General features: G+C 70.3%; 22 protein-coding genes. 10 read left to right on the plus strand and 12 right to left on the minus strand.

Annotated elements, in window-relative coordinates:
* Positions 1-4 precede the first annotated feature (4 nt).
* The 3 genes from I004_RS0101770 (at position 5) to I004_RS0101780 (ending at position 1,943) form a co-directional block, all read left to right on the plus strand.
* The gene (locus I004_RS0101770) at positions 5-697 is read left to right on the plus strand and encodes a DUF1707 and DUF2154 domain-containing protein (RefSeq protein WP_028434085.1); all 693 of its coding nucleotides are present in this window, start codon (positions 5-7) and stop codon (positions 695-697) included.
* 217 nt (positions 698-914) lie between these two features.
* Complete coding sequence (locus tag I004_RS0101775; protein WP_028434086.1) at positions 915-1,286, plus strand: WhiB family transcriptional regulator; 372 nt, start codon at positions 915-917, stop codon at positions 1,284-1,286.
* A 207-nt stretch (positions 1,287-1,493) separates the two neighbouring features.
* Positions 1,494-1,943, plus strand: a complete 450-nt coding sequence (locus I004_RS0101780; protein WP_028434087.1) for a GNAT family N-acetyltransferase — start codon at positions 1,494-1,496, stop codon at positions 1,941-1,943.
* A gap of 62 nt (positions 1,944-2,005) precedes the next feature.
* Here the strand turns inward: I004_RS0101780 and glpX are convergent, their stop codons facing one another.
* A complete protein-coding gene (gene glpX / locus I004_RS0101785; protein ID WP_028434088.1) occupies positions 2,006-3,040 on the minus strand; it encodes a class II fructose-bisphosphatase in 1,035 nt (344 codons plus the stop codon).
* 165 nt (positions 3,041-3,205) lie between these two features.
* Between glpX and I004_RS0101790 the strand changes: the two genes are divergently transcribed.
* Positions 3,206-3,889: a DUF4245 domain-containing protein gene (locus I004_RS0101790; RefSeq protein ID WP_028434089.1), complete on the plus strand. Its 684-nt coding sequence runs from the start codon at positions 3,206-3,208 to the stop codon at positions 3,887-3,889.
* Between the two features lie 63 nt (positions 3,890-3,952).
* On the opposite strand, the gene I004_RS0101795 is transcribed toward I004_RS0101790, so the two are convergent.
* From I004_RS0101795 to xseA, 3 genes are all read right to left on the minus strand, one after another.
* Entirely contained in the window at positions 3,953-4,546 is a 594-nt protein-coding gene (locus tag I004_RS0101795; protein WP_028434090.1) for a malonic semialdehyde reductase, read from the minus strand.
* Positions 4,547-4,708: 162 nt separating this feature from the next.
* On the minus strand, positions 4,709-5,047 hold the full coding sequence (locus I004_RS31565; RefSeq protein ID WP_051344587.1) for an exodeoxyribonuclease VII small subunit: 339 nt from the start codon (positions 5,045-5,047) through the stop codon (positions 4,709-4,711).
* Positions 5,048-5,056: 9 nt separating this feature from the next.
* A complete protein-coding gene (gene xseA, locus I004_RS0101805; protein ID WP_028434091.1) occupies positions 5,057-6,271 on the minus strand; it encodes an exodeoxyribonuclease VII large subunit in 1,215 nt (404 codons plus the stop codon).
* Positions 6,272-6,376: 105 nt separating this feature from the next.
* Here xseA and I004_RS0101810 point away from each other — a divergent pair, with 105 nt between their 5' ends.
* Positions 6,377-7,438, plus strand: coding sequence for a 4-hydroxy-3-methylbut-2-enyl diphosphate reductase (locus tag I004_RS0101810; protein ID WP_078510725.1), 1,062 nt, complete (start codon positions 6,377-6,379; stop codon positions 7,436-7,438).
* Between the two features lie 76 nt (positions 7,439-7,514).
* On the opposite strand, the gene I004_RS31570 is transcribed toward I004_RS0101810, so the two are convergent.
* On the minus strand, positions 7,515-8,297 hold the full coding sequence (locus I004_RS31570; RefSeq protein WP_158676977.1) for a DUF6542 domain-containing protein: 783 nt from the start codon (positions 8,295-8,297) through the stop codon (positions 7,515-7,517).
* Positions 8,298-8,448: 151 nt separating this feature from the next.
* Between I004_RS31570 and ychF the strand changes: the two genes are divergently transcribed.
* The 5 genes from ychF to I004_RS31580 all read left to right on the plus strand — a co-directional run bounded on the left by ychF (position 8,449) and on the right by I004_RS31580 (position 15,551).
* On the plus strand, positions 8,449-9,537 hold the full coding sequence (gene ychF / locus I004_RS0101825) for a redox-regulated ATPase YchF (protein ID WP_028434093.1): 1,089 nt from the start codon (positions 8,449-8,451) through the stop codon (positions 9,535-9,537).
* Positions 9,538-9,833: 296 nt separating this feature from the next.
* Positions 9,834-10,586 carry a GntR family transcriptional regulator gene (locus tag I004_RS0101830; RefSeq protein ID WP_028434094.1) on the plus strand — a complete coding sequence of 251 codons (753 nt, stop codon included), beginning with the start codon at positions 9,834-9,836 and terminating at the stop codon, positions 10,584-10,586.
* A gap of 94 nt (positions 10,587-10,680) precedes the next feature.
* The gene (locus I004_RS0101835) at positions 10,681-10,905 is read left to right on the plus strand and encodes an SPOR domain-containing protein (protein WP_078510727.1); all 225 of its coding nucleotides are present in this window, start codon (positions 10,681-10,683) and stop codon (positions 10,903-10,905) included.
* A gap of 90 nt (positions 10,906-10,995) precedes the next feature.
* On the plus strand, positions 10,996-13,446 hold the full coding sequence (locus I004_RS0101840) for a SpoIIE family protein phosphatase (RefSeq protein ID WP_486579661.1): 2,451 nt from the start codon (positions 10,996-10,998) through the stop codon (positions 13,444-13,446).
* A gap of 308 nt (positions 13,447-13,754) precedes the next feature.
* On the plus strand, positions 13,755-15,551 hold the full coding sequence (locus tag I004_RS31580) for a SpoIIE family protein phosphatase (RefSeq protein ID WP_078510728.1): 1,797 nt from the start codon (positions 13,755-13,757) through the stop codon (positions 15,549-15,551).
* 57 nt (positions 15,552-15,608) lie between these two features.
* Here the strand turns inward: I004_RS31580 and I004_RS0101850 are convergent, their stop codons facing one another.
* The 7 genes from I004_RS0101850 to I004_RS0101880 form a co-directional block, all read right to left on the minus strand.
* The gene (locus I004_RS0101850; protein WP_028434097.1) at positions 15,609-17,417 is read right to left on the minus strand and encodes a serine hydrolase; all 1,809 of its coding nucleotides are present in this window, start codon (positions 17,415-17,417) and stop codon (positions 15,609-15,611) included.
* Positions 17,418-17,725: 308 nt separating this feature from the next.
* Positions 17,726-18,628 (minus strand): succinate dehydrogenase/fumarate reductase iron-sulfur subunit, encoded by a 903-nt coding sequence (locus tag I004_RS0101855; RefSeq protein WP_078510729.1) that lies wholly within the window; start codon positions 18,626-18,628, stop codon positions 17,726-17,728.
* Positions 18,625-20,604 carry a fumarate reductase/succinate dehydrogenase flavoprotein subunit gene (locus tag I004_RS0101860; protein WP_028434099.1) on the minus strand — a complete coding sequence of 660 codons (1,980 nt, stop codon included), beginning with the start codon at positions 20,602-20,604 and terminating at the stop codon, positions 18,625-18,627. The genes I004_RS0101855 and I004_RS0101860 overlap by 4 nt, the downstream gene beginning before the upstream one ends.
* Before the next feature lie 30 nt (positions 20,605-20,634).
* Positions 20,635-21,501: a hypothetical protein gene (locus tag I004_RS0101865; protein WP_486579664.1), complete on the minus strand. Its 867-nt coding sequence runs from the start codon at positions 21,499-21,501 to the stop codon at positions 20,635-20,637.
* Between the two features lie 108 nt (positions 21,502-21,609).
* Entirely contained in the window at positions 21,610-21,915 is a 306-nt protein-coding gene (locus I004_RS0101870) for a hypothetical protein (RefSeq protein WP_028434101.1), read from the minus strand.
* Between the two features lie 222 nt (positions 21,916-22,137).
* The gene (locus I004_RS0101875) at positions 22,138-22,788 is read right to left on the minus strand and encodes a GNAT family N-acetyltransferase (protein ID WP_028434102.1); all 651 of its coding nucleotides are present in this window, start codon (positions 22,786-22,788) and stop codon (positions 22,138-22,140) included.
* A 100-nt stretch (positions 22,789-22,888) separates the two neighbouring features.
* Complete coding sequence (locus tag I004_RS0101880) at positions 22,889-23,821, minus strand: bifunctional helix-turn-helix transcriptional regulator/GNAT family N-acetyltransferase (protein WP_028434103.1); 933 nt, start codon at positions 23,819-23,821, stop codon at positions 22,889-22,891.
* Positions 23,822-23,972: the final 151 nt, after the last annotated feature.

The following is a 23,972-nucleotide window of genomic DNA, read 5'->3' on the forward strand; positions in this document are numbered from 1 at the left end:
TGATGTGACTGATTCTCCGCTTGAAAAGAACCGCCCGGAGACCAGGCCCGCGGTCAAGGACGCCGAGGCGGCCGGTGTTTCCGTGCGCGCCTCCGACGCCGACCGTGACCGCGTCGCCGACATCCTCCGCGAGGCGTTGGCGGAGGGCCGTCTCGACGCGGAGGAGCACTCGGAGCGCATCGACGCCGTCTACAGGGCCAAGACGCTCGGTGAACTCGAGCCCGTCGTACGGGATCTGCCCGCGGGCCGCTCGGCGGAACAGGCCGCACCCGCGTCCGCGGCGTACCGGACGGAGGCTCCCGCGTGCGCGACCGGCGCCAAGGACAACCTGGTCGCCATCTTCAGCGGTTCCACGAGGAAGGGCCGGTTCCGGGTCCCCGCGAAGATCAACGCCTTCGCGTGCTTCGGCGGCATCGAGATCGATCTGACCGACGCCGTCTTCGAGCAGCAGCATCTCCAGATCAACGCGACGGCGATCTTCGGGGGGATCGAGATCCGCGTGCCCGAGAACGTCACGCTCCGGCAGAAGGGCGCCGGGGTCTTCGGCGGCTTCGACATCCACACCGCCGAATCCGGCGATCCGAACGCTCCGGTCGTGCTGGTGGAGGGGGCCGCGGTCTTCGGCGGCGTCGAGGCGAAGCCGAAGCGGGGGAAGCGGATCCGCGATCTCCGGGACCGGATGCGCAAGGAGCTCTGAGCGCCCGCGCGGGTTACGGAGCCGTGGGGCGGGAAGGCGACTCGGCGGAGACCCGTGGAGATTGGGCACAGAGAATGCGCCGCATTCCTACGGTATGCATACCGGTGCACACAGCGGGTAGAGCTCGGGCATCGTGTCACGTACGGCGGCAGCGCGAACTGCCGTGCGCAGCAAGTCGGGTGAAGGTGCCCCCCGTCGTCCCCTTCAGGAGTACACCGTGCTGCAACCGCCGCATCAGTCCCTTCAGGCAGCCGCCTCGGTTCCCGCGCAGCGACCGTCCGCGCGCGAGGACGAGGAAGGCCCCTGGCACTCGGAGGCAGTCTGCCGCCGGGACGAGGCGGGACTCTTCTTCGCCCCGTCGAAGGAGCCCACTGCGGCGAGGCTCTCGCGCGAGCAAGCCGCGAAGCGGGTCTGTGCCCGCTGCCCCGTGATGATCGAATGCCGTGAGCATGCCCTGGTCCTGCCCGAGCCGTACGGGGTGTGGGGAGGGCTGACCGCCGCCGAGCGAAGGGTCGTTCTGGCCAGGCGCCGCAGGCGTGAGGCAGCGGCCGCGGCGGGCGAGGCAGGGCAGGTCTCCCGCATCGCCTGAGCGGACGGCCCGCGCCCGGTGAGTCACCGCACCGGCCGCACCGGCCGACTCGCACAGCTCCCATGGTCAGGACGCCCCGTGGCCGGGCCCGGTCCGGGGAACGGAAGCGTGCCCCGTCCCAGTGGGGTCCCCGTCCCCGCAGACCGGCCATGCCACGGGACGCCCGATTTACGCTGCGGAAACAGACTCCCGGCACAATCCCGCCGTATGAGGATCGAGCAGGTCGCCTGGGCGGACGCGGATGCCGTCGCCCTGCGCGCCAGGCAGCGGGTCGAGATCGCCGAGCGGTACGGCACTCCGGACAGCGAGCCCGGCGTCGCTCCCTCCGAAGCGGACGTCGTGGAGTTCGTCGTGGCGTACGAGCACGGCGGAACCGCCGTGGGCTGCGGCGGCCTCCGCGATCTCGGGGACGGCGCCGGCGAGATCAAGCGGATGTATGTGACGCCGCCCTGGCGCGGGTCGGAGTGCGCGTCACGGCTCCTTGCCGAGCTGGAGGACAGGGCCCGAGCGCGGGGCTGGAGCAGCCTCCGGCTGGAGACCGGCGACAGCCAGCCCGACGCCGTCCGCTTCTACACGCGCTCCGGATATGTACGGATCCCCAACTTCGGGGCGTACGCCGGGGTCGAGGCCTCCCGCTGCTTCGAGCGGGAGCTCTGACACCCTCCGGCCGCCCCTCCTGGGAGCCGTGCCCCGCCCGGCGCGGAGGGACCGGGCCGTTCCTAGCGCGCGCGGTCGAAGTCGACGGCGCTGTACGCCCGCAGCTTGGAGAGCTTGTGCGTCGAGTCGATCATCCGGATCGTGCCGGACTTCGAGCGCATCACCAGTGACTCGGTGAACGCACGCTCGCCCCTGTAGTGCACGCCGCGCAGCAGCTCGCCGTCGGTGATGCCGGTGGCGACGAAGAAGACGTTCTCCCCGCTGACGAGGTCCTCGGTGTGCAGCACGCGGCCGAGGTCGTGCCCCGCGTCGAGCGCGCGCTTCTTCTCCTCGTCGTCCTTGGGCCAGAGCATGCCCTGGATCGTGCCGCCCAGGCACTTGATCGCGCAGGCCGCGATGATGCCCTCCGGTGTGCCGCCGACGCCCAGCAGCAGGTCGACGCCGGTTCCCTCGCGCACGGCCATGATCGCGCCGGCGACGTCGCCGTCCGTGATGAACCTGATGCGGGCTCCCGCCTCCCGCAGTTCCTTGACCATGCCCTCGTGCCGGGGGCGGTCGAGGACGACGACCGTGACGTCCTCCGGGGTGCACCCCTTCGCCTTGGCGACGCGGCGGACGTTGACGGCGGGAGGCGCCGTGATGTCGACGAACTCCGCCGCGTCCGGGCCGGTCACCAGCTTGTCCATGTAGAAGACGGCGCTCGGGTCGAACATCGTGCCGCGTTCTGCCACCGCCAGCACGGACACCGCGTTGGACATGCCCTTGGCGGTGAGTGTGGTGCCGTCGACGGGGTCCACGGCGACGTCGCATTCCGCGCCCGTGCCGTCACCGACCCGCTCCCCGTTGTAGAGCATCGGCGCCTCGTCCTTCTCGCCCTCGCCGATGACGACGACCCCGTTCATCGAGACCGTCGATACGAGGTGGCGCATCGCCTTCACGGCCGCGCCGTCCGCGCCGTTCTTGTCGCCGCGGCCCACCCAGCGGCCGGTGGCCATGGCACCGGCCTCGGTGACCCGTACGAGTTCGAGGGCCAGGTTGCGGTCCGGGGCCTCGGGGCTGACGTCGAGCGGGGAGGGGAGGTGCTGATGATCGGTCATCGGGGCACACCTTTCTGCTCGGCTGGGACGACTCGGCCGGGCTACTGAGGGTGCTTCGAGGGTACCCAGCATCCGTCAGAGTGAGCAGAGGGCCCCACGGATGAGCGGGCGGTGCGGGGTCGCCGCGTACCAGGTCGGGGACCCGCGGGCCGTGCGGATTCCGGCATGGGCGACGATGGGGGCGTGGCAGCACAAGCAGAGCAGCCGGAGCGGCGGCAGGGGAATCGGACGGTGCGGGGAATGGTGCCCTCACTGGGCGTGGTCCTGCTCGCGGCCTTCTTCATCTACCTCTTCGTCCCGCACGACGAGAGCGCGGACCCGGTCAAGCCCGTCGACTACAAGGTCGAGCTGGATTCCGCACGCCGGGCCGCTCCCTACCCCGTGCTGGCGCCGGAGGGGCTCCCGGAGAAGTGGCGTGCCACATCGGTGCGGTACGAGGCGGACGGCCCCGACGGCCGTGCCTGGCATCTGGGCTTCATCACGCCCGACACTCAGTACGCCGCTGTCGAGCAGAGCGACGAGAGGCGTCCGTCGAAGTACATCGAGGACGTCACGCACCGCGCGCGGAAGACGGCGAAGACGGTGCGGGTGCACGGCGAGGAGTGGACGCGCTACGAGGGTGCGAAGTACGACGCGCTCGTACGGGTGTCCGCGGACGGCGGCCCCGGCGGCTCCGCCGACGACGGCAAGCCGGGCAAGGGCGGAGGCGACGCCGAGGCCGGCGGTGAGAAGGCTGGCAAGGGCCGTCCGTACACCACCGTCGTGACCGGGACCGCCTCCTTCGCGCAGCTTCAGAAGATGGCGGCGGCGCTCAGCGCGGGCGAGGGCGGCGGCGCAGCCAAGGGCTGACAGCCCCCGCCGCGCCGCCCGCGACCCGCCCTCGGCGTCCCGTCTCCCGCGGCGCCAGGTCCGTCAGACCGTCGTGACCGCGTCGTCGTAGGGGAGACGCGGCAGGCGCGGCTTGTACGCCTCCTCGCCGGGCCGGCCGATGTTGATCACCAGCAGCGACTTCTGCTTGCCGTCGCCGAAGAACTCCTTGTCGACGCCGTGCCGGTCGAAGCCGCTCATCGGGCCCGCGGCCAGCCCCGCGGCGCGCACGCCGAGGATGAAGTAGCCCGCCTGGAGCGTCGCGTTGAAGGTGCCTGCGGCCTCGCGCTTCTCCGCCTCCGCGAAGAAGGTGTCCTTCAGCGTGGGGGCGTGCGGCAGGAGTTCGGGCAGCCGCTCGTGGAATTCGAGGTCGACGGAGAGCACGGCGGTGAGCGGAGCCGTGGACGTCTTGGGCCTGTTGCCCTCCGACATGTGCTTCACCAGCCGGCTGCGGGCTGCGGGGGAGCGGACCAGGGTGATCCGGAGAGGGCACTGGTTGAACGCCGTGGGTCCGTACTTCACCAGCTCGTAGACCGCTCGGATCTGCTCCTCGCTCACCGGCTCGTCGGAGAAGGTGTGCGCGGTGTGCGCATCGAGGAAGAGCAGGTCCTGGGCACTCGGCTCGAGGGCGAGAGTCATGTGGGGATGCCTTGCCTTTGCTTGCTGTTGTTCGAGGGGACTCGAAGGAATTCGAGTCGATTCACAGCGAGGGGCCCGCCATGGGCGGACCTCCGCTTCCTTCATCGAACAATCAGACGGCGCTCGATCTTCCGCCGCGACGCTCCGGCTTCCCTGCCCTGTTCAGCGGCCGCCTTCGGCTCCGTCCAGTTCCTCGTCCTCGTCCGCGGCGAGCGGGCCGTCCGCCCCGGCATCCGGATCCGCGTCCTCGCCCGCCTCGGCCTCCGCCTCGAGCACCGCGTCCAGACGGGCCCGGGCGCCCTCCAGCCATTCGCGGCAGATGCGGGCCAGCTCCTCGCCGCGCTCCCACAGCGCCAGCGACTCCTCGAGCGTCGCCCCGCCCGCTTCCAACTGCTGGACGACCCGCACCAGTTCGCCCCGGGCCTGCTCATAGCTGAGCGCGGAACGCACCTGCTCCTTGTCCGTCTCCACGCCCGATTCCGTCCCAGTGTCCGAGGTCATACGGCAACCCTATGCGTCCGGTCCGACGGTGACGCCGAACTCCCCTTCGGCGACCCGGGCCCGCAGCTTCTCGCCCTCCGAGGTCTGCTCGGGGGTCCTGACCACGCTGCCGTCCTCGCGCTGGAGCACCGCGTAGCCGCGCTGAAGCGTCGCGGCGGGGGAGAGCGCGACGACACGTGCGCGCGTGTGCGCGAGTTCGTCCTCCGCCCGCTCCAGGCGGTGCCCCAGCGTGCGCCGGGCGCGGGCCAGCATGAAGCCGACCTCCTCGGCGCGCTCGTCGACCATCGCGTACGGATCCGCCATCGCGGGGCGGCTCATGACGTCGGAGAGCCCCCTGCCCTCCCGGTCCAGAAAGGCGTTGATCACCCGGTACGCCCTGGCCCTCAACTCCCGTACGCGCTCGTGCTCCTCACCCACGTCGGGGACGACGTCCTTGGCCGCGTGCGTCGGGGTGCGGGAGCGCAGATCGGCCACGAGGTCGAGCAGCGGGGCGTCCGCCTCATGCCCGATGGCCGAGACCACAGGCGTACTGCACGCGGCGACCGTGCGCACCAGCTGCTCGTCGGAGAAGGGCAGCAGGTCCTCCATGCTGCCGCCGCCACGCGTCACGATGATCACGTCGACGCCGGGGAGCGCGTCCAGCTCACGCACCGCCTCGATCAGCTGCGGAACTGCCCGTACGCCCTGGACCGCGGTGTTGCGCACCTCGAAGCGGACGGCCGGCCACCGCTCCCGCGCGGTGTGCAGCACGTCCCGCTCGGCGTCCGAGGCCCGGCCGGTGACGAGGCCCACCCGCTGCGGCAGGAACGGCAACGCCCGTTTGCGCTCGGCCGCGAAGAGCCCTTCCGCGGCGAGGGACTTCTTCAGCTGCTCCAGGCGCGCCAGCAGCTCGCCGATCCCCACCGGACGGATCTCGGAGGCCCGCAGCGACAGGGTGCCCGCCCGTCCGTACCAGACCGGCTTGGCATGGACGACGACCCTCGCGCCCTCGGAGACGACGTCCTTCACCCGGTCGAAGACATCACGGAAACAGGTGACGCTGATGGAGACGTCGCGCGAAGGGTCCCGCAGAGTGAGGAACGCCACGCCCGCGCCCGGCCTCGGCGAGAGCTGGATGATCTGCCCCTCGACCCACACCGCGCCGAGCCGGTCGATCCAGCCGCCGATGAGCCGGGAGATCTCACCGACCGGAACCGGCGCCTCGGGGGAGGTGATGAGAGCCATGGGAGGACCCTAACGGCCACCACCGACGCGGCCGCCCGGCCAGGGACGCGGGTCCGGCCACGCCCTTCACACGGTGCCCGCCCGCAACGCCATTACGATGGACGCATGTCTGCAACGCCCTCCCATCCCCTCGGGCTCCGCCCTGGGGAGGCCCCAACGTCCGCTGCCGACGCCTCCGAGACCTCCGACGCCGGATCCGGCGACCGCCGCCGCGTGCTGCTCGCCGCCCCCCGTGGCTACTGCGCCGGCGTGGACCGCGCGGTCATCGCGGTCGAGCAGGCCCTGGAGCAGTACGGCGCTCCCGTCTACGTCCGCCACGAGATCGTGCACAACAAGTACGTGGTGAAAACGCTGGAGAAGAAGGGCGCGATCTTCGTCGAGGAGACCGCGGAGGTCCCCGAGGGCGAGATCGTCATCTTCTCCGCCCACGGTGTGGCCCCCGTGGTCCACGAGGAGGCCGAGCGCGGCAAGCTGGCGACGATCGATGCCACGTGCCCGCTTGTGACGAAGGTGCACAAGGAGGCCGTGCGCTACGCCAAGGAGGACTACGACATCCTCCTCATCGGGCACGAGGGCCACGAGGAGGTTATCGGCACGAGCGGCGAGGCACCCGACCACGTGACGCTGGTCGACGGCCCCGAAGACGTGGCGAACGTCGAGGTGCGCGACCCGGAGAAGGTCGTGTGGCTCTCGCAGACCACGCTCTCCGTCGACGAGACGATGGAGACGGTCGATGCCCTCAAGGGCCGCTACCCGAACCTGCTCTCCCCGCCCAGCGACGACATCTGCTACGCGACGCAGAACCGGCAGACGGCCATCAAGCAGGTCGCCAAGGACTCCGACTTCGTCCTCGTCGTGGGTTCCAGGAACTCCTCCAACTCGGTGCGTCTGGTGGAGACAGCCATCGCGCACGGCGCCAAGGACGGCCGGCTGGTCGACGGCGCCGAGGAGATCGACGAGGCATGGCTGGAGGGCGTGACGACCATCGGCCTGTCCTCCGGAGCGTCCGTTCCGGATGTGCTGGTCGACGGCGTGCTGGAGTGGCTCGCGGAGCGGGGCTGGGAGGACGTGGAGATCGTCCAGCCGGTCGAGGAGCGCATGCAGTTCTCCCTGCCGAAGGAGCTGCGTCGCGATCTGCGTGCGGAGGCCGCCCGCAAGACGGGCTGACCCGGCCGGCCGCCTCGAGGGCGGGGCGGCGAGCCGGGGCCGACCGCCGGCGTGCGGTGATCGTGCCGAGCCCGTGTCAGGGGCCGCCGGCGTCCGCCGCGGCCTCGTCCTCGGCGTCCTCGGCCTCCATGAGGGCCCGTACGCGGGACTTCTGGACCATGAGCGCGATCTTCCGCATGGTGACGACGAGCACCGCGAGCAGAGTGCCCGAGTAGAGCCAGACGGCGTTGACGGCCAGTGCCGGGAAGAGGTTCGTCAGGCGCTCCGTGAGGGACTGGCTCCCCGTGCCGCCGCTGACGAGGAACAGACCGGCGGTGAAGGCGAGCGGCACGGCCACGGGTGCGGTGATGAGGTCGGTGGGGCGCACCCACGCCGCGCAGGTCAGGCTGACGACGAGGAAGGCGCCCCCGTACACGGTGGGGGAACTGCCCAGCAGCCACCTGTCGGCGGCCCCGGCCAGCAGCATCAGCACGATGCCGAGGAGCCCGTCCCCCAGTGCGGTCAGGCGGGCGCGCGGCATCCAGGAGAACGCGTCGGTCAGCGGCGCGGGGATGAGCGGGAAACGCAGCTGTGCCTGGTAGAGCACCGCCGCCTCCTGACGTACGGCGCCCGGGCCGGTTCGCCTGCGCGGTTCACGGGCGGCGGCGCCCGGGACGGCCGTGGGCGTGTGCGCGGGCGTGACGGGCGGCGCGGATGAACCGGCCGCCTGCGCCGCGGTCGCCGCGGCGGCTCTCGGTTTCGCACCACGTGGGCGGCGCTGCCTGTAGCCCTGGTCCTTCGACTGCTCCTGTTCCTGACCCTGCCCCGGCCCCTGACCGGGGTCTTTCCCACCCGTATGAGCGCTGTGCTGCTGTTCCACGGCTCCAACGTAGGCCGCGTCACCGCTGTTCACCGGGGACGGACACGCGTTGGCCGTCAGTTCGAGCCCGTAGACTGGTTGACCGGCCGGACTCGGTCCGCGCGCTCCAAATGCTCTGCACGCCTCAGATCTCGCTACGGGAAGTCGTCACGTGTCGCTCACGATCGGAATCGTCGGCCTGCCGAACGTCGGCAAGTCGACCTTGTTCAACGCCCTGACCAAGAACGAGGTCCTGGCGGCCAACTATCCGTTCGCCACGATCGAGCCGAACGTCGGCGTGGTCGGCGTGCCGGATCCGCGTCTGGGCACCCTGGCCGAGCTGTTCGCCTCGGAGAAGGTCCTGCCGGCGACGGTGGACTTCGTCGACATCGCGGGCATCGTGCGCGGGGCGAGCGAGGGTGAGGGCCTGGGCAACAAGTTCCTGGCGAACATCCGCGAGTCCGACGCCATCTGCCAGGTCATCCGCGCCTTCCAGGACGACAACGTCGTCCACGTCGACGGCAAGATCTCGCCGAAGGACGACATCGAGACGATCAACACCGAGCTGATCCTCGCCGACCTGCAGACCATCGAGAAGGTGCTGCCGCGGCTGGAGAAGGAAGCCCGGGTCAAGAAGGACAAGCAGCCCGAGGTCAAGGCCGTGCAGGAGGCCAAGGACATCCTCGAACAGGGCCGCACGCTCTTCTCCGCCGGTCTCGCGCAGGGCAGCGAGGCCGCGGCTCCGCTGCACGACCTGCACCTGTTGACGACGAAGCCCTTCATCTACGTCTTCAACGTCGACGAGGACGAGCTCACCGACGAGGAGTTCAAGGAGGCCCAGCGCGCGCTCGTCGCGCCCGCCGAGGCCGTCTTCCTCAACGCCAAGCTGGAGGCCGACCTGGCCGAGCTCGACGAGGACGAGGCCCTTGAGCTTCTCCAGACGGTCGGGCAGGAGGAGCCCGGTCTGGCAACGCTCGCCCACGTCGGGTTCCGTACGCTCGGTCTGCAGACCTATCTGACGGCGGGGCCGAAGGAGTCCCGCGCCTGGACGATCAAGAAGGGGGCCACGGCTCCCGAGGCCGCGGGAGTCATCCACACGGACTTCCAGCGCGGCTTCATCAAGGCGGAGATCGTCTCCTTCGACGAGCTGGTCGAGGCGGGCTCCGTCGCCGAGGCCCGCTCGAAGGGCAAGGCCCGCATGGAGGGCAAGGACTACGTGATGCGCGACGGCGACGTGGTGGAGTTCCGTTTCAACGTCTGACGGGCGCTGCATCACCACATCGCTGACGAGGCGCCGTCGTCTCAGCTGCGCGAGGTCGACCTCGTCGCCCCGAGAGGGCGGCTCGGAGGGGCTTCTGAGGGTGTCTTACGAGCCGCGGAATGTGAACGATTGAGCCTGCGTGTGGAGGCTCTGAGCAGCTGCTCATCACATCGGGTGAAACCCTGGTCGTTGGTTGCGAGCCGCGACGGCGAGTTGCCAAGCTGTTGCCCATTGTCAACTTAACTACCTGTCGCGACTTTCGCAGGCCTGGCCTTTCGAGAACGGGGAGGGCACTCGTGCCATTCGGTGAACAGCCCGCCTACCTCCGCGTCGCCGGTGATCTCCGGCAGAAGATCGTCGGCGGCGATCTGCCTCCGCACACCCGCTTGCCCTCGCAGGCCCGGATCCGTGCGGAGTACGGCGTCTCGGACACCGTCGCCCTGGAGGCCCGCAAGGTCCTGATGGCCGAGGGCCTTGTCGAGGGCCGTTCCGGCTCGGGCACGTATGTACGGGAGCACCCCGTTCCGCGCCGCGTCTCGCGCAGCGGCTTCCGGGCCCTCGGTGATTCCTCGCCGTTCCGGCAGGAGCAGGCCGACGAGGACGTGAAGGGCACCTGGGAGTCGCGCAGCGAGCAGGAGGACGCGAGTCCGCTCACGGCCGAGCGGCTGCGCATCGAGCCCGGTGAGCGCGTGATGCGGACCAGGTACCTGTTCAGGGTCGACGGCGAGCCCGCGATGCTCTCCACCTCGTGGGAGCCCCTGTCGCTCACGGGCCGCACGCCCGTGGTGCTGCCCGAGGACGGGCCGCTGGGCGGCAAGGGCGTCGTCGAGCGGATGGCCGCCATCGATGTCGTGGTGGACAACGTCGCGGAGGAGGTCGGAGCCCGCCCGGGCCTGGCCGAGGAGATGGTCGAGCTGGGTGGCGTGCCAGGGCATTCGGTGCTGGTCGTGACCCGTACGTTCTTCGCCGGCGGGCGCCCCGTGGAGACGGCGGACGTGGTGGTCCCGGCCGATCGTTTCCGCGTTTCGTACCACATGCCCGTGAGGTGACCAGCGGTCCCGCATGCGAACGTGTGGCCGAAATCGATGCCTCGTTGTGCCAAGCCGAATGCGCTGAGTGAAGGCCGGGCGTAGGCTCCGGCATATGCGAAGCGTGAACGGTGACGGCGACACTGTGCTGCCCTGGCATGTCATAAGGCAGGACGGCCACGGCAACCGCTATCGCGTGGGCAGCTACGCCACCCGTACGGAAGCACAGCAGGTAGCGGACCGGCTCGGCGGTGGCGGAGGCCGCGCGAAGGGCGGCGCAGAGGGCGACGGCAGCTATCTGGTCGAGCCCGTGGGGTGCGCGAGCGGCGAGTACGCCTGAATCGTCCCAAAATCGGAAGCAGGGACACTTCGGTCCCGCCTGCCCGGAAGGACCGGGCCGGCAAGCTACCCGATCAGGGACGTGGGCGGTGTGAGCACAGGACCCTCCGAGGGAGTGGCCTCGATCCTCGACACCCTCCGGGTCGGCATCGTCATGCTCGACGGCAACGGAAAGATCCTCCTCTGGAACCCCATGACGGAGGAAATCCTCGGCTGGCGGTCCGAGCAGGTCGTGGGCAGGCGCATCCAGGACTTTCTCGAGGACGGGTACGGCGAGGGCGAGCGCCTGCGTGACCAGGCCCTGCGCGAGGAGGGCCGCTGGCGCGGCATTATGCACATCCTGCACAGCGCCGGCCACCGCGTGGCGGTCGAGGGACGCGTCACGCTCCTCCACGACAGGCAGAACCGCCCGGTCATCCTCGCCAACATCGTCGAGACCAGCAGGATCCGCGCCGTCGAGCACGACCTGGCCGCGCTCGACGCGCTCTTTGCCTCCTCGCCGCTTGGCATCGCCCTCTTCGACACCGACAGGCGGTACGTACGGGTCAACGAGGCGCTCGCCAGTCTCGACCAGGTCAGTGCCGAGGAGCACATCGGCAGGACCGTCCACGAAATCCTGCCGTCCTGGATGGCCGACGAGGTCTCCGCCGTCCAGTCGAGCGTGCTGGAGACGGGAGAGCCCGTCGTCGACATCGTGCTGCGGGCCCCGGAGGGTCCCGGCTCCCGCTCCGTCTCCTACAGCAGACTCACCACCGATGACGGCGAAGTTCTCGGCGTGAGCGGCGTGTTCATGGACGTCACCGAGCGCCACGAGGCGCTGCAGAAGATCGAGGCGGCGCGCGAGCGGCTGGCCCTCCTCGACGACGTCGGCGTGGGACTCGTGGACCGGTTCGACGTCACCGCCATCTCCCAGGCCCTCGCCTCCAGCCTCGTACCGCGCCTCGCCGACTACGCCAGCGTGATGCTCATCAGCGCGGCGGCCCACGGCGGCGACCTGCCCGACATCGAACTGCTCACCGGGAAGCCGCTGTTCCAGCTCGGAGTCGCCGCACGCGACGAGGGCCCCACGGTGAACCGGATGCTCCGTGTGGGCCAGGAGGTCCCCTTCCTTGCCGACTCCTTCTTCGGCCGGACGCTGGCCAGCGGCGTGCCCCACGTCGCCTCCTCGCCGCGCGAGCTGCTCGCCGCCACCTACCCCGGCGACCCGAAGATGCAGGCCGCACTGGACCTGAACGTCCACTCGCTGATGGCCGTGCCGCTCCGCGCGCGCGGCGTGGTGCTCGGCCTGCTCGTCGTCAGCCGCGCCGAGGGCCGCGAACCGTTCGGCAGGGACGACATAGCGCTGGCCATGGAACTGGCCGACCGCGCCGGCGTCTCGCTCGACAACGCCCGCCTGTACGCGCGAGAACGTGCCGGTGCGCTGATGCTCCAGCGGAGCCTGCTGCCCCAGAAGGTCCCGGAGCCGCCCGGCGTGAGGGTGGCTTACCGCTACGTGCCCGGCAGCAGCGGCACGGAGGTCGGCGGTGACTGGTTCGACGTGATCCCGCTCGCCGGCGGCCGGGTCGCCTTCGTCGTGGGCGACGTGATGGGGCACGGGCTGCACGCGGCCGTGACGATGGGACGGCTGCGCACGGCGGTGCGCACGCTGGCCGGGCTGGACCTGCCGCCCGACGAACTGCTCCGGCGCATCAACGATTTGGCGGACGACTTCGTCCAGAGCTCGGACGACCCCCTCATCGCCACATGTGTCTACGCCGTCTACGACCCGTCCACTCGCCGGTGCAGCATCGCGAAGGCCGGCCACCCGCCTCCGCTGCTTCTCACGGAGACCCCCGACGGCAGCTGGGAGGCCGAGGCCATCGAGCTGCCCTCGGGGGCACCTCTCGGGGTCGGCGGCGTGGCCTTCGAGCCCTGGGAGCTGGAGATCGTCGAGGGATCGGTGCTCATCCTCTACACCGACGGCCTCATCGAAGCGCGCGGCGAGGACATCACCCAGGGCATCGAGCGCCTCTGCGAACTGCTGTCCGGCGGCCCCGTCCACCGGGACCCGGACACCCCCGCCACCATCGAGGACGCCTGCGACAGCGTCATCGACGACCTGGACAGCAGAACGGCTTCACAGCCCGACGACGACGTCGCCCTGCTGATGGCGAAGCTCGGCGGACTCCCGCAGGGCAGCGCCGCGTCGTGGACCTTTCCCGCCGAGAGCTACGCGGTGCGCAGAGCACGTGAGGTGGTGCGGCGGACCCTGCACGAGTGGGGGCTCGACGCCCTGGAGGACACCACGGTGCTGCTCGTGAGCGAGCTGGTCACCAACTCGATGCGTTACGCGCACGGGCCTATCGGCGTGCGCATGGTGCGTGGCAGTTCGCTGCTGGTGGAGGTCTCCGACCCGCTGCCCGATCCGCCCCGGGAGCGCAGCGCCATGCCCGACGACGAAGGCGGCCGCGGCATCCGCCTCGTGGCCAGGGAGGCGCGCCGCTGGGGCACGCGGCACGGCCCGATGGGCAAGACCGTCTGGTTCGAACTCGCCCTCGCCTGAAGCGGATTGGACGCCCGACGGCGGGTACCTCCCTGTCTCGGCGGACCGTGCGGCACGGCCCGCACCCCTGCTCCCGCGATGCGCCCTCGTTGAAGATGGTTCGAACCGGCGCAGCTTGGTTAGGAGACAGATGTCCCTGCCGTAGGAGGTCAGGGGGGAGCACACGGAGTGTGAGGCCGCACGTCTGTCGTCACGAGGGACGGGACGTACGAATTTCGTGCGGCGATCGGGAAGAGCGTGTTCCGGGTGGCTTGTGCCTGCCACACTGCTCAGAGCCGGTGCCACACTGGTCACGGGAAGGGGCGGCGTTGAGCGATATCCCTGTGGAGGCGGCAGGCAAGCCGGACGACGTTCGCCGCGCTCTCGCTCTTCTCAACGCGGCGGGCGCCCGTATCGGCAACTCTCTCGACCTGGAGACGACAGCTCGCGAGCTGCTGGACGTCGGTGTCCCGCAGTTCTGCGATCTCGCGTCCGTCGACCTGTACATGGATGTTCTCGCCGGTGACGAGCCGCGCCCCGTCGGCCCCGGTGACGGCAGTGGTGAGCTGCGCCGCGTCGGATTCGCGAGCTCGGTCTCGGAGGCGCCGCCCTCACTCACCCGAGAGGGCCAGGTCGGTACGACCGGGGCGAGCCCCGTCACCGTCGGCGCGACCCACTGCTATCCCTTCGCCACCCCGTGCGCCCAGGCACTTCGCAGCGGGCGCGTCCAGCACATCCCGGGACAGGACGGCACGGTGCCGGTCCAGTTCGGTGCCGTCGTGCAGTCGACGCTCGCCGTGCCGATGGTCGCCCGCGACAGGGTGCTGGGGCTCGTGCAGTTCTCCCGCGTCAAGGGCAGCGAGCCGTTCGGTGAGCGGGACGCGGCGCTCGCCGCCGAGCTGGCCTCCCGCGCCGCGGTGTGCATAGACAACGCGCGCCTGTACCGCAGGGAGCACGAGCGGGCGCTGATACTCCAGCGCAGCCTGCTGCCGCCCGGTGACCCCGAAGCCGCCGGCCTCGACATAGCCTGCCGATATCTGCCCGGCAATCCCGCGACCGAGGTCGGCGGCGACTGGTTCGACGTCATCGAACTGCCGGGGCACCGCACCGCCGTCGTCGTCGGAGACGTGATGGGCCGCGGCCTTCGTGCCGCCGTCGCCATGGGCGAACTGCGCACCGCCGTAAGGACGTTGGCGCTCACCACGGACATGGAGCCCGCCGAGGTGCTGGGCGCGCTCGACGAGATAGCCCGCGGGCTCGGCGACACCCCGGGCTCGCAGCGCAACGGCAGCGGCGACCTGGCGGAGGTCTACCTCGCCACGTGCATCTTCGCCGTCTACGACCCGGTCTCCCGGCGCTGCACCATAGCCAACGCCGGTCATCTGCCGCCCGTCCTCGTCGAACCGGACGAACCCGCCCTGCTGTTGGAGGTCCCCAAGGGGGTACCGCTGGGCGTGGGCGGCGAGCCGTTCGAAGAGATCGAGATGGAGCTGCCCGACGGCGCGATGATCGCGCTCTACACCGACGGCCTCGTCGAGTCGCGCGAACATCCCATCGACGAGGGCCTGGGCGCGCTGCGTGAGGCTCTCACCGACGCCACCGCATCCCTCGAGAACGTCGCCGACCAGGTGCTGACGACCCTGAACGTCCACCACGGAGAGGACGACATAGCGCTGCTCGTCGCGCGTGTCCAGGGTCTGCCGGAGAGCGCCGTCGGCGACTGGACGCTCTCCGCCGAGCCGCGGTCCGTCGCACGTGCCCGCGAGCTGACACGCGAGCAGCTGTCCGAATGGCAGCTGGGTGCTCTCGCGGACACCGCCGAACTGCTGGTGAGCGAGCTGGTGACCAACGCGCTGCGGCACGGCGAGGGCGAGATACGTCTGAGGCTGCTGCTGGACCGCACACTCGTGTGCGAGGTGTGGGATTCGGGCCTGGTGCAGCCGCGCCGACGCCGGGCCCATGTGACGGACGAGGGCGGCCGGGGGCTGCAGCTGGTCGGCCTGCTGAGCGCCGGCTGGGGCAGCAGGCGCACGCACCGCGGCAAGACCGTCTGGTTCGAACTTGCGCGGCCCGGCGAGAACTCCAAGCCCGCCGACCCGACGGAAGCACTGCTCAGCCTCTTCTGAAACCGACTCCCGACGGCAGGCATGGGTGCGGGGGTCCGAACGCCCGTACCGGCTCTGTCAGTTGTCGGAGAGCTTCCAGCCGTCCGCCCGGACACGGGCGTTGTCGCGCGGCCGCACGCTCATGAAGACGGGCCGCGCACCGCTGAGGACCCGGATGTCGTCCAAGTAGACGCCCCTGCCTTGCTGTTCCTTGTCCGTGACGTAGCGCCAGCGCACCGACGTGACCCCGTCGGGCAGTTCGCCCTGTGCGTGCAGCCAGCGTCGCGCGGAGAAGCCGGCGAAGTCGCCCTTGCTCTCCCAACTCCACCGTCCGGCACCCAGTTTCAGAGGTACCGGCTGCCAGGAGGCGTCGTCGTCGGGTTTCGCGCTGGTGGTGGCCTCCACGGTGCACACGTCCGTGGACTGGGTGTCGTACCAGAGACGGAAGCGCAGCGATGCCTTCTTGTCCACGGCCTTCTTCAGCGGGACCCGCAGCGTCGCGGTGTCGGCGTCGCGCTGCCCCGAGTACCAGGCCTCGCGCGCGACGGCCGGACGCACAGGCACAGCGCGCGCCAAGTGGCGTGCGGGGGCGCGGCGGTAGTCGCTGACGGTGCCCCAGTTGCGGGTGGGGTGCACCCGGTTGGCCATGAAGACCATGAGCGTGCCGTCGATCGGGTCGGCCACCAGGCAGGGACCGGTGTAGCCGGTGTGCCCCGTCGTGACGGGTGAGGTGAGGGCGTCCATGTAGAAGCGCTGGTCGAGCTGCCAGCCCAGACCGCGAGCCGCTTCGGGGCCCAGGTCCGGGTTCTCGTTGGTGATCATGGCGCGGACCCAGTCCTCGCCCAGCACGCGGTGGCCGCCGTAGGTGCCGCCGTTCAGCACCATCTGCCCGAAGACGGCCATGTCGGCGGCCGTGGAGAAGATGCCCGCGTGGCCCGCGACTCCGCCCAGGTAGTACGCCTTCTCGTCGTGCACGGTGCCACGCACGATCTCGCGCCCCGTCCACGGCATGTACTCGGTGGCGGCGACCCGGTCCAGCTTGGACTCGGGAGGGTTGTAGCCGGTGTCGCTCATGCCCAGCGGCTCGGTGATCAGCTCGGCGACGAGAGTGTCGAGGCCCTTGCCGGTGATCTCCTGCATGAGGGCGCCGGCGGTGATCAGGTTGAGGTCGGAGTAGGTGTAGCGCTCGCCCGGCTTGTCCTTCAGCGGCTCCGCGTAGACGGCGGCCATGCGCGCCGCGTGGTCCGGGTAGGGCTTCAGGTCCATGTCGGCCTTCATGCCCGAGGTGTGGTTCACCAACTGCCGTACGACGATGGGGGACTTGGCCGGGTCGCTCTCGTCGAAGGGCGGCAGATAGCGCGCGACCGGGCTGTCCAGGTCGAGCCGGCCCTTCTCGGCCAGGCTCACCAGCAGGACCGAGGTGAACAGCTTCGAGATCGACGCCATGTCGAAGATCGTGTCCGTGCCCATGTCGACCCACTGGTCGCGAGGCAGCTCGATCGCCGTTCCGGTGGCCGCGTCCCAGCTGGCGTAGCGCAGCGCGTGGCCGCGTGCCGCGTGCTCGACCACCACGCCGTTCCTCGCGGCCAGCAGCACGAAGCCGGGGTGCGAGGGGTTCGGGCGGTCCGGCCCGGGGCGCATGTACTCCTCCGCGGCGGGCACCATCCGCTCGACCTCGGCACGCAGCAGGCCGGCGCGATGCGGGCTGCCCCGGCGCAGGGTGCGCGGGTGGAAGCGAAGATCGTCCGGCGTCACGGTGGGCGGTCCGTCGAGGCGCGGCCCGTACGGTGCCGGCGCCGATGCCGCGAGGGCAGGGGCGGAGCCCGGGCCCACTCCGGTGGCGAGCGCGACACTGCCAACGGTGCCGAGGAACTGCCGGCGTCTCATCGTGAATCCCCCTGCGCTCGTACGGACGTGGCGGGATCTGGCATGTCCGGGTCCACCGCCCGCGAGGCGGTCACGGTGCGCCCGGACCTGAGAAGCCTATCCAGCTCAGGGCCGACGGGTGCGGTTGCGCGCCGATGCCGTTGGTCCGACCACTGGCGCTCACCGGCGCACGGCACGGCCCGCGAAAGCCCCACGGAGTCCGGGAAACCGGCGGAAGGGGCGGACCGGACACAGGGGGCGCAACGGGGGCGCGCAGTCGCACGCCCCCGTGATGCATCTCACCTTCCGTGATGCCGCTCCGGCCGGGTTCAGGCCCCGTTCCGGCGGCGGATCTTGTTGCCGAGCCAGACGATCGGGTCGTACTTGCGGTCGGCGGCACGCTCCTTGAGCGGGATCAGCGCATTGTCGGTGATCTTGATGCCCTCGGGGCAGACCTCCGTGCAGCACTTGGTGATGTTGCAGTACCCCAGCCCGTGGTCCTCCTGGGCGGTGGACTTGCGGTCCAGCCCGGACTCCTCGGCCGCGTCCAGCGGATGCATGTCCAGCTCCGCCACCCGCATCAGGAAGCGAGGACCGGCGAAGGCCTGCTTGTTCTCCTCGTGGTCACGCACCACGTGGCACACGTCCTGGCACAGGAAGCACTCGATGCACTTCCGGAACTCCTGCGAGCGCCCCACGTCCTCCTGCTGCATCCGGTACTCGCCCGGGCCCAGGTCGGCAGGCGGCACGAAGGACGGGATCTCGCGGGCCTTCGTGTAGTTGAACGACACGTCCGTGACCAGGTCCCGTACGACGGGGAAGGTCCGCAGCGGCGTGATCGTGATGGTCTCCGACCGCTCGAAGACGGACATGCGGGTCATGCACAGCAGCCGCGGCCGCCCGTTGATCTCCGCGCTGCACGAGCCGCACTTGCCGGCCTTGCAGTTCCAGCGGACCGCCAGATCCGGCGCCTGGGTGGCCTGGAGCCGGTGGACGATGTCGAGGACGACCTCGCCCTCGAAGACCTCGACCTTGAAGTCCTCAAGGCCGCCGCCCTCGATGTCGCCGCGCCAGACCCGGAAGTTTGCGATGTAGCTCGTCCCGGCCGCGTCCGGGGCGCCGCCGCTGACGGCGCCGGGCGTGCCGGTGCCCCCCGCGGTGCCCTCTGCGTCGTGCGCGGGGGGACGGGTGTGTGTACCCGTGCCCTCGCCCGCGTGCGTCTCGGCGCTCATTCGGCTGTCAGCTCCTCGTCCGTCAGGTACTTGATCAGCTCCTCCTTCTCGAAGAGCCCCAGCAGATCCGGGCGGATCGGCGGCATGTCGCGGCGGTGCAGATCGATGCGGCCGCGATCGGCGCGCTCGGCGGCTTCGCCCGGCTGGGTCGAGGCGTCGACCGAGACGGGCTCGTCCGCGAGAGTGCAGACGAGGTTCGAACGCCGCCACTCGCGGTCCATCTCCGGGAAGTCGTCGCGGGTGTGACCGCCGCGCGACTCCGTGCGGGTCAGCGCGGCACGCGCCACGCACTCGCTGACCAGCAGCATGTTGCGCAGGTCGATGGCCAGGTGCCAGCCCGGGTTGAACTGCCTGTGGCCCTCGACGCCTGCGTACGTCGCCCGTACGCGCAGCTCCGCCAGCCGCTCCAGGGCCTGCGTCATCTCCTCGTCGCGGCGGATGATGCCGACGAGGTCGTTCATGGACTGCTGGAGGTGCTGGTGGAGCGAGTACGGGTTCTCGGCGGGCTCGCCCTCCGGCACCTCCGCGGCGCTGAAGGGACGCAGAGCCTCGGCGGAGGCGTGCTCGATCTGCTCCTCGCTGATGTCCGGACGCCCGTCGCCCTTGAGTGACGCGGCGTACTGCGCGGCGTGCAGACCGGCACGGCGGCCGAAGACGAGCAGGTCGGAGAGCGAGTTGCCGCCGAGCCGGTTCGAGCCGTGCATCCCGCCGGCGACCTCGCCCGCCGCGTACAGGCCAGTGACGCCGACGGCTGCGGCCGTGTCCGGGTCGACGTCGACGCCGCCCATCACGTAGTGGCAGGTCGGGCCGACCTCCATGGGCTCGGCGGTGATGTCCACGTCCGCCAGCTCCTTGAACTGGTGGTGCATGGACGGCAGCCGGCGCTTGATCACCTCGGGCGACATCCGGGTCGAGACGTCGAGGAAGACGCCGCCGTGGGGTGAGCCGCGGCCCGCCTTGACCTCGGAGTTGATCGCGCGGGCGACTTCGTCGCGGGGGAGCAGCTCGGGAGGACGCCGGTTCTTCTCCGGGTTGTCGTACCAGCCGTCCGCCTCGTGTTCGGACTCGGCGTACTTCTCCTTGAAGACGTCCGGGATGTAGTCGAACATGAACCGCTTGCCCTCGGAGTTGCGCAGGACACCGCCGTCCCCGCGCACCGACTCGGTGACGAGGATGCCCTTCACCGAAGGCGGCCAGACCATCCCTGTCGGGTGGAACTGGACGAACTCCATGTTGATCAGCGAGGCACCGGCCAGCAGCGCCAGCGCGTGCCCGTCTCCCGTGTACTCCCAGGAGTTCGACGTCACCTTGAAGGACTTGCCGATCCCGCCGGTGGCGAGCACCACGGCCGGTGCCTCGATGACGAAGAAGCGGCCGGACTCCCGCTCGTAGCAGAAGACGCCCGACACCCTCTCCCCGGAGCCGTCGGCGGCCGGGGACTTGAGGATCCTTGTGACGGTGCACTCCTGGAAGACCTTCAGCCGGGACTCGTAGTCACCGGTCTCCTTGAAGTCCTCCTGCTGCAGCGAGACGGTCTTCTGCTGGAGCGTGCGGATCAGCTCCAGGCCCGTACGGTCGCCGACGTGCGCGAGGCGCGGATACTCGTGGCCGCCGAAGTTGCGCTGGGAGATGCGGCCGTCGGCCGTGCGGTCGAAGAGCGCCCCCCACGTCTCCAGCTCCCAGACCCTGTCGGGGGCCTCCTTGGCGTGCAGCTCCGCCATCCGCCACTGGTTGAGGAACTTGCCACCGCGCATGGTGTCCCGGAAGTGCACCTCCCAGTTGTCACCCGGGTTGGCGTTGCCCATGCTGGCGGCGATGCCGCCCTCGGCCATCACCGTGTGCGCCTTGCCGAACAGGGACTTGCAGATCACTGCCGTGCGCAGCCCCTGTTCGCGTGCCTCGATCGCTGCCCGCAGACCCGCACCGCCCGCGCCGACGATGACGACATCCCACTGCTGGCGTTCGACTTGCGTCATTTGACGTGCATCCCTCTCGAAGAAGCTTGATCAGAAGAAGACCGGATCGGTGAATGCACCGGTCGCCAGCAGGTACACGTAGAGATCGGCCAGGCCCACGCTGAGAAGCGAAGCCCACGCCAACTCCATGTGACGACTGTTGAGCTTTCCGACCAGGCCCCACATGCGGTACCGCACCGGATGCTTCGAGAAGTGCTTGAGCCGGCCGCCGACGATGTGCCGGCAGGAGTGGCACGAGATGGTGTACGCCCAGATCAGCACGATGTTGATGAGGAAGACCACGGAGCCCAGGCCCATGTGGCCCCACTCGTAGTCGGAGTTGCGGAAGGCGAGGATCGTGTCCCAGGAGAGGATGAGGGCGACACCGACCGCCGCGTAGAAGAAGTACCTGTGGATGTTCTGCAGGATGAGAGGGAAGCGGGTCTCGCCGCTGTAGCTCTTGTGCGGTTCGGCGACCGCGCAGGCCGGGGGAGAGGCCCAGAAGCCCCGGTAGTAGGCCTTGCGGTAGTAGTAGCAGGTGAGCCGGAAGCCCAGCGGGAAGATCAGGATGATCAGCGCGGGCGAGAGCGGCCACCAGTCCCCGAAGAGCGCCCAGTTGGGGCCGCCCTGCATCTTCTCGCAGCTCTCGGCGAGACAGGGGGAGTAGAAGGGCGAGACGTACGGCGCGTGGTAGTAGTCGGCGTCCGCGAACGCCCGCCACGTCGAGTACACGACGAACACGAAAAGGCCGAACGCGGTCGACGCCGGTGCGAGCCACCAGCGGTCGGTGCGCAGATGCCGCTCTCGAATGGCGGCGCGTGTACCCGTACTCACGCCGCCCGTGCCGCCGGTGTCAGGCGGAGGGATCTTGTTTCCTGTGCTGCTCGTGTTCGGTTGGGGTCGGGTGCCAGTGGCCAACGGTTTCTCCGGTAGGGGCGACTTGTCAGTTGGGGTGCCTCATGAGCTGCCGCCGACCGCCGGCCGCCGTCCGCGGCCGCCGGCTCGACTCAGCCCGGGGCGCGGGGCTCACGGCGCGTGCCGGTCCTTGGCGCCCACCCCCTCGTCATCGACATCCGACCACAGGCCGTGGTCGTAGGGCTTGTCGGGGATCGTGACCATCTCGGGGTGCGCCGAGCTGGGCGGCCCGGCGGCCGGTGAGGCGGCACGCAGCAGTGCCAGGGACTCCCGCAGGTGCTCAGTGTCGCTGCGTACGCGCCTGACCTCCAGGCCGCTGCCGAGAGTGTGCTCCAGTCGGTCGACGGTCCGTGTGAGTTCGTCGAGGCAGCGCTGGGCCGCCGTCAGGTCGTCGTGCAGTGACGTGTGAGGAGACATGCCGTGCCTACCTCCGCTGGTCGTGGCCGCTGGCTTGTATGCGAGGGCACACTTGCGTGCCCAGGTGAGATGGCGAGTGTCGCTCTTCACACTCCCCCTTGTGAAGGGCGCTGCACGGGTTTACCCCGTGTGGGGCATGATCGCCAAGCTCCTTCACCCGGACGGGTAACAGCGGTTCCGGCCTGCCCACAAAAAGAACGTCCGTCCGGACCATGACCCCGATCAGCCGCGCGCCGCCCCGAAGAGCTCCAGACACGGCTCCAGGGCGTGCAGTCGTACGGGAACCGACCGGTGCCGCTCCCACGCCGCCCGCTCCAGGCGCAGCCGTCGAATGGTCCGCGCCTCTCCCCGTACGGAGACCACCTCGACGCCGTCCGGCTCGTAGCCGAGCTTCCGCGAGACGGCGAGGGAGCGCGGGTTGTCGGTCATGGCGCCGGAGGTGAGGCTCCGCGCTCCGAGCCCCTTGAAGGCCAGGTGCGTGACTGCCGCCCGCATCTCGGTGCCGAGCCCCTGATTCTGGTGGGCGAGGCCCAGCCAGGAGCCGGTCTCCGCCTCCTTGGTGACGGAGAAGTCGCGGGCGGTCATGTCCTGGCGGCCCACCACCTCGCCCTCGTGCAGCGCTGCGAGGCTCAGCGTCCACTTCTCCGGCTGCCACGCGGCGACGGTGCCCAGCACGTGCTGGAAGGTGGTGCGGGCACGCCGTTCCGGGGTGCCGTCGGTCCAGGGGAAGCTGAAGGGCATGTCGTCCGGCCCGTGCACACCCGCTGCCGCCACGGCCGCCAGCTTCTCCAGGACGTCGAGACCGGGGAGGCGCAGTTCCAGCCGGGGCGTGGTGATTCTCAGCCCGTAGACGGGCCAGCAGTCGGGTGTCATGAACAGAGCCTGCCGGAGCCGCCCGGCGGCGTCGACGAAATTTCGGCGAGCCCGAAGGGACGGGGGCGCGGGGCGGGCCCCGCGGTCGCTCCGTTCGGCGTCAGAGCCGCAGGCGCCAGTCCTGGCCGGTCAGGTCGTGGCCGAAGCTGTGGTGCCGCGACTCGCCGACGAGCTCGAAACCGGCGCGCTGATAGATGTGCCGCGCCGCCGCCAGCACGTCGTTGGTCCACAGCACGACCTCCCGGTATCCGGCAGCGCGCGCGAAGCCGACGCACTCGCCGACGAGCCGGTCCCCGAGCCCGTGCCCCCGCGCGGCAGGGTCGACGAGCAGCAGCCGCAGCCGGGCCGTGTCCGGGGCGCTGTCCGACACGCACATCACGCAACCGGCACGGCGCCCGTCGAGCTCGGCGATCCACGCCGCCTCGCGCCCCGTGTCGTGCTCTGCGGCGAATTCCGCGACGATGCGCGCGACGAGCGCCTCGTACGACTCGTCCCATCCGAACTCCGCGGCGTAGACGGACGCGTTGCGTTCGACGATCCAGCCCATGTCTCCCGGGCGGGGGGCGCGGATCCGTATCCGTGCCGCGTCAGGGTCCCGGGAGGCGCCGGCCTCCAGGATTCCGCGGGCCGTGCGCAGGCTCTGCGCCAGCAGTTCCCGTTCCGCCTCCGTCATGCCGTCCAGCAGTGACTCCACCGCGGTCTGCGAACGCTCCTCCAGCTGCCGGGCCGCTTCCCGTCCCTCGTCGGTCAGGACGACGTTGACCCGCCGGGCGTCGAGTGCGGAGGGCCCGCGGCTGACGAGCCCCCGCTCCTCGAAGCGCGTGAGCATGCGGCTGAGCTGACCGGCGTCCACCGAGATCGCGGAGCGCAGATCGGCGGCGTCCGTACGCGGTGCGTTGACCAGCTCGTAGAGCACGCGAGCCTCGGTGAGCGTGTACGGGGTGTGCAGGTGGCGGCTGTAGTCGAGCGCGCCGATGAGGTTCGTGTAGAAGCGGTTGAACGCCCGCATCTCCTGCACGGTGCCGGTGCCCATCGCGCACCCCTTTTCTTTGACTGAGTCAAAGATATGTCCTCGCGAGCTGGCTGTCTCTGCCTTTTCCGGGCTCTCTGGTTCCTGGCCTTCTCCGGCCCGTCCCGGGGCCTTCGACGTTCTGTGCTCCGCACGGGTGGCGTGCCACGCGACG

Source organism: Streptomyces sp. TAA486 (assembly GCF_000426165.1).

Excerpts from the sequence above, each read along its gene's own strand:
- I004_RS0101780 (WP_028434087.1), top strand. The coding sequence starts at position 1,494 with ATGAGGATCGAGCAGGTCGCCTGGGCGGACGCGGATGCCGTCGCCCTG.
- glpX (WP_028434088.1), bottom strand. The coding sequence starts at position 3,040 with ATGACCGATCATCAGCACCTCCCCTCCCCGCTCGACGTCAGCCCCGAG.
- I004_RS0101790 (WP_028434089.1), top strand. The coding sequence starts at position 3,206 with ATGGGCGACGATGGGGGCGTGGCAGCACAAGCAGAGCAGCCGGAGCGG.
- I004_RS0101795 (WP_028434090.1), bottom strand. The coding sequence starts at position 4,546 with ATGACTCTCGCCCTCGAGCCGAGTGCCCAGGACCTGCTCTTCCTCGAT.
- I004_RS31565 (WP_051344587.1), bottom strand. The coding sequence starts at position 5,047 with ATGACCTCGGACACTGGGACGGAATCGGGCGTGGAGACGGACAAGGAG.
- xseA (WP_028434091.1), bottom strand. The coding sequence starts at position 6,271 with ATGGCTCTCATCACCTCCCCCGAGGCGCCGGTTCCGGTCGGTGAGATC.
- I004_RS0101810 (WP_078510725.1), top strand. The coding sequence starts at position 6,377 with ATGTCTGCAACGCCCTCCCATCCCCTCGGGCTCCGCCCTGGGGAGGCC.
- I004_RS0101835 (WP_078510727.1), top strand. The coding sequence starts at position 10,681 with ATGCGAAGCGTGAACGGTGACGGCGACACTGTGCTGCCCTGGCATGTC.
- I004_RS0101850 (WP_028434097.1), bottom strand. The coding sequence starts at position 17,417 with ATGAGACGCCGGCAGTTCCTCGGCACCGTTGGCAGTGTCGCGCTCGCC.
- I004_RS0101855 (WP_078510729.1), bottom strand. The coding sequence starts at position 18,628 with ATGAGCGCCGAGACGCACGCGGGCGAGGGCACGGGTACACACACCCGT.
- I004_RS0101860 (WP_028434099.1), bottom strand. The coding sequence starts at position 20,604 with ATGACGCAAGTCGAACGCCAGCAGTGGGATGTCGTCATCGTCGGCGCG.
- I004_RS0101870 (WP_028434101.1), bottom strand. The coding sequence starts at position 21,915 with ATGTCTCCTCACACGTCACTGCACGACGACCTGACGGCGGCCCAGCGC.
- I004_RS0101875 (WP_028434102.1), bottom strand. The coding sequence starts at position 22,788 with ATGACACCCGACTGCTGGCCCGTCTACGGGCTGAGAATCACCACGCCC.
- I004_RS0101880 (WP_028434103.1), bottom strand. The coding sequence starts at position 23,821 with ATGGGCACCGGCACCGTGCAGGAGATGCGGGCGTTCAACCGCTTCTAC.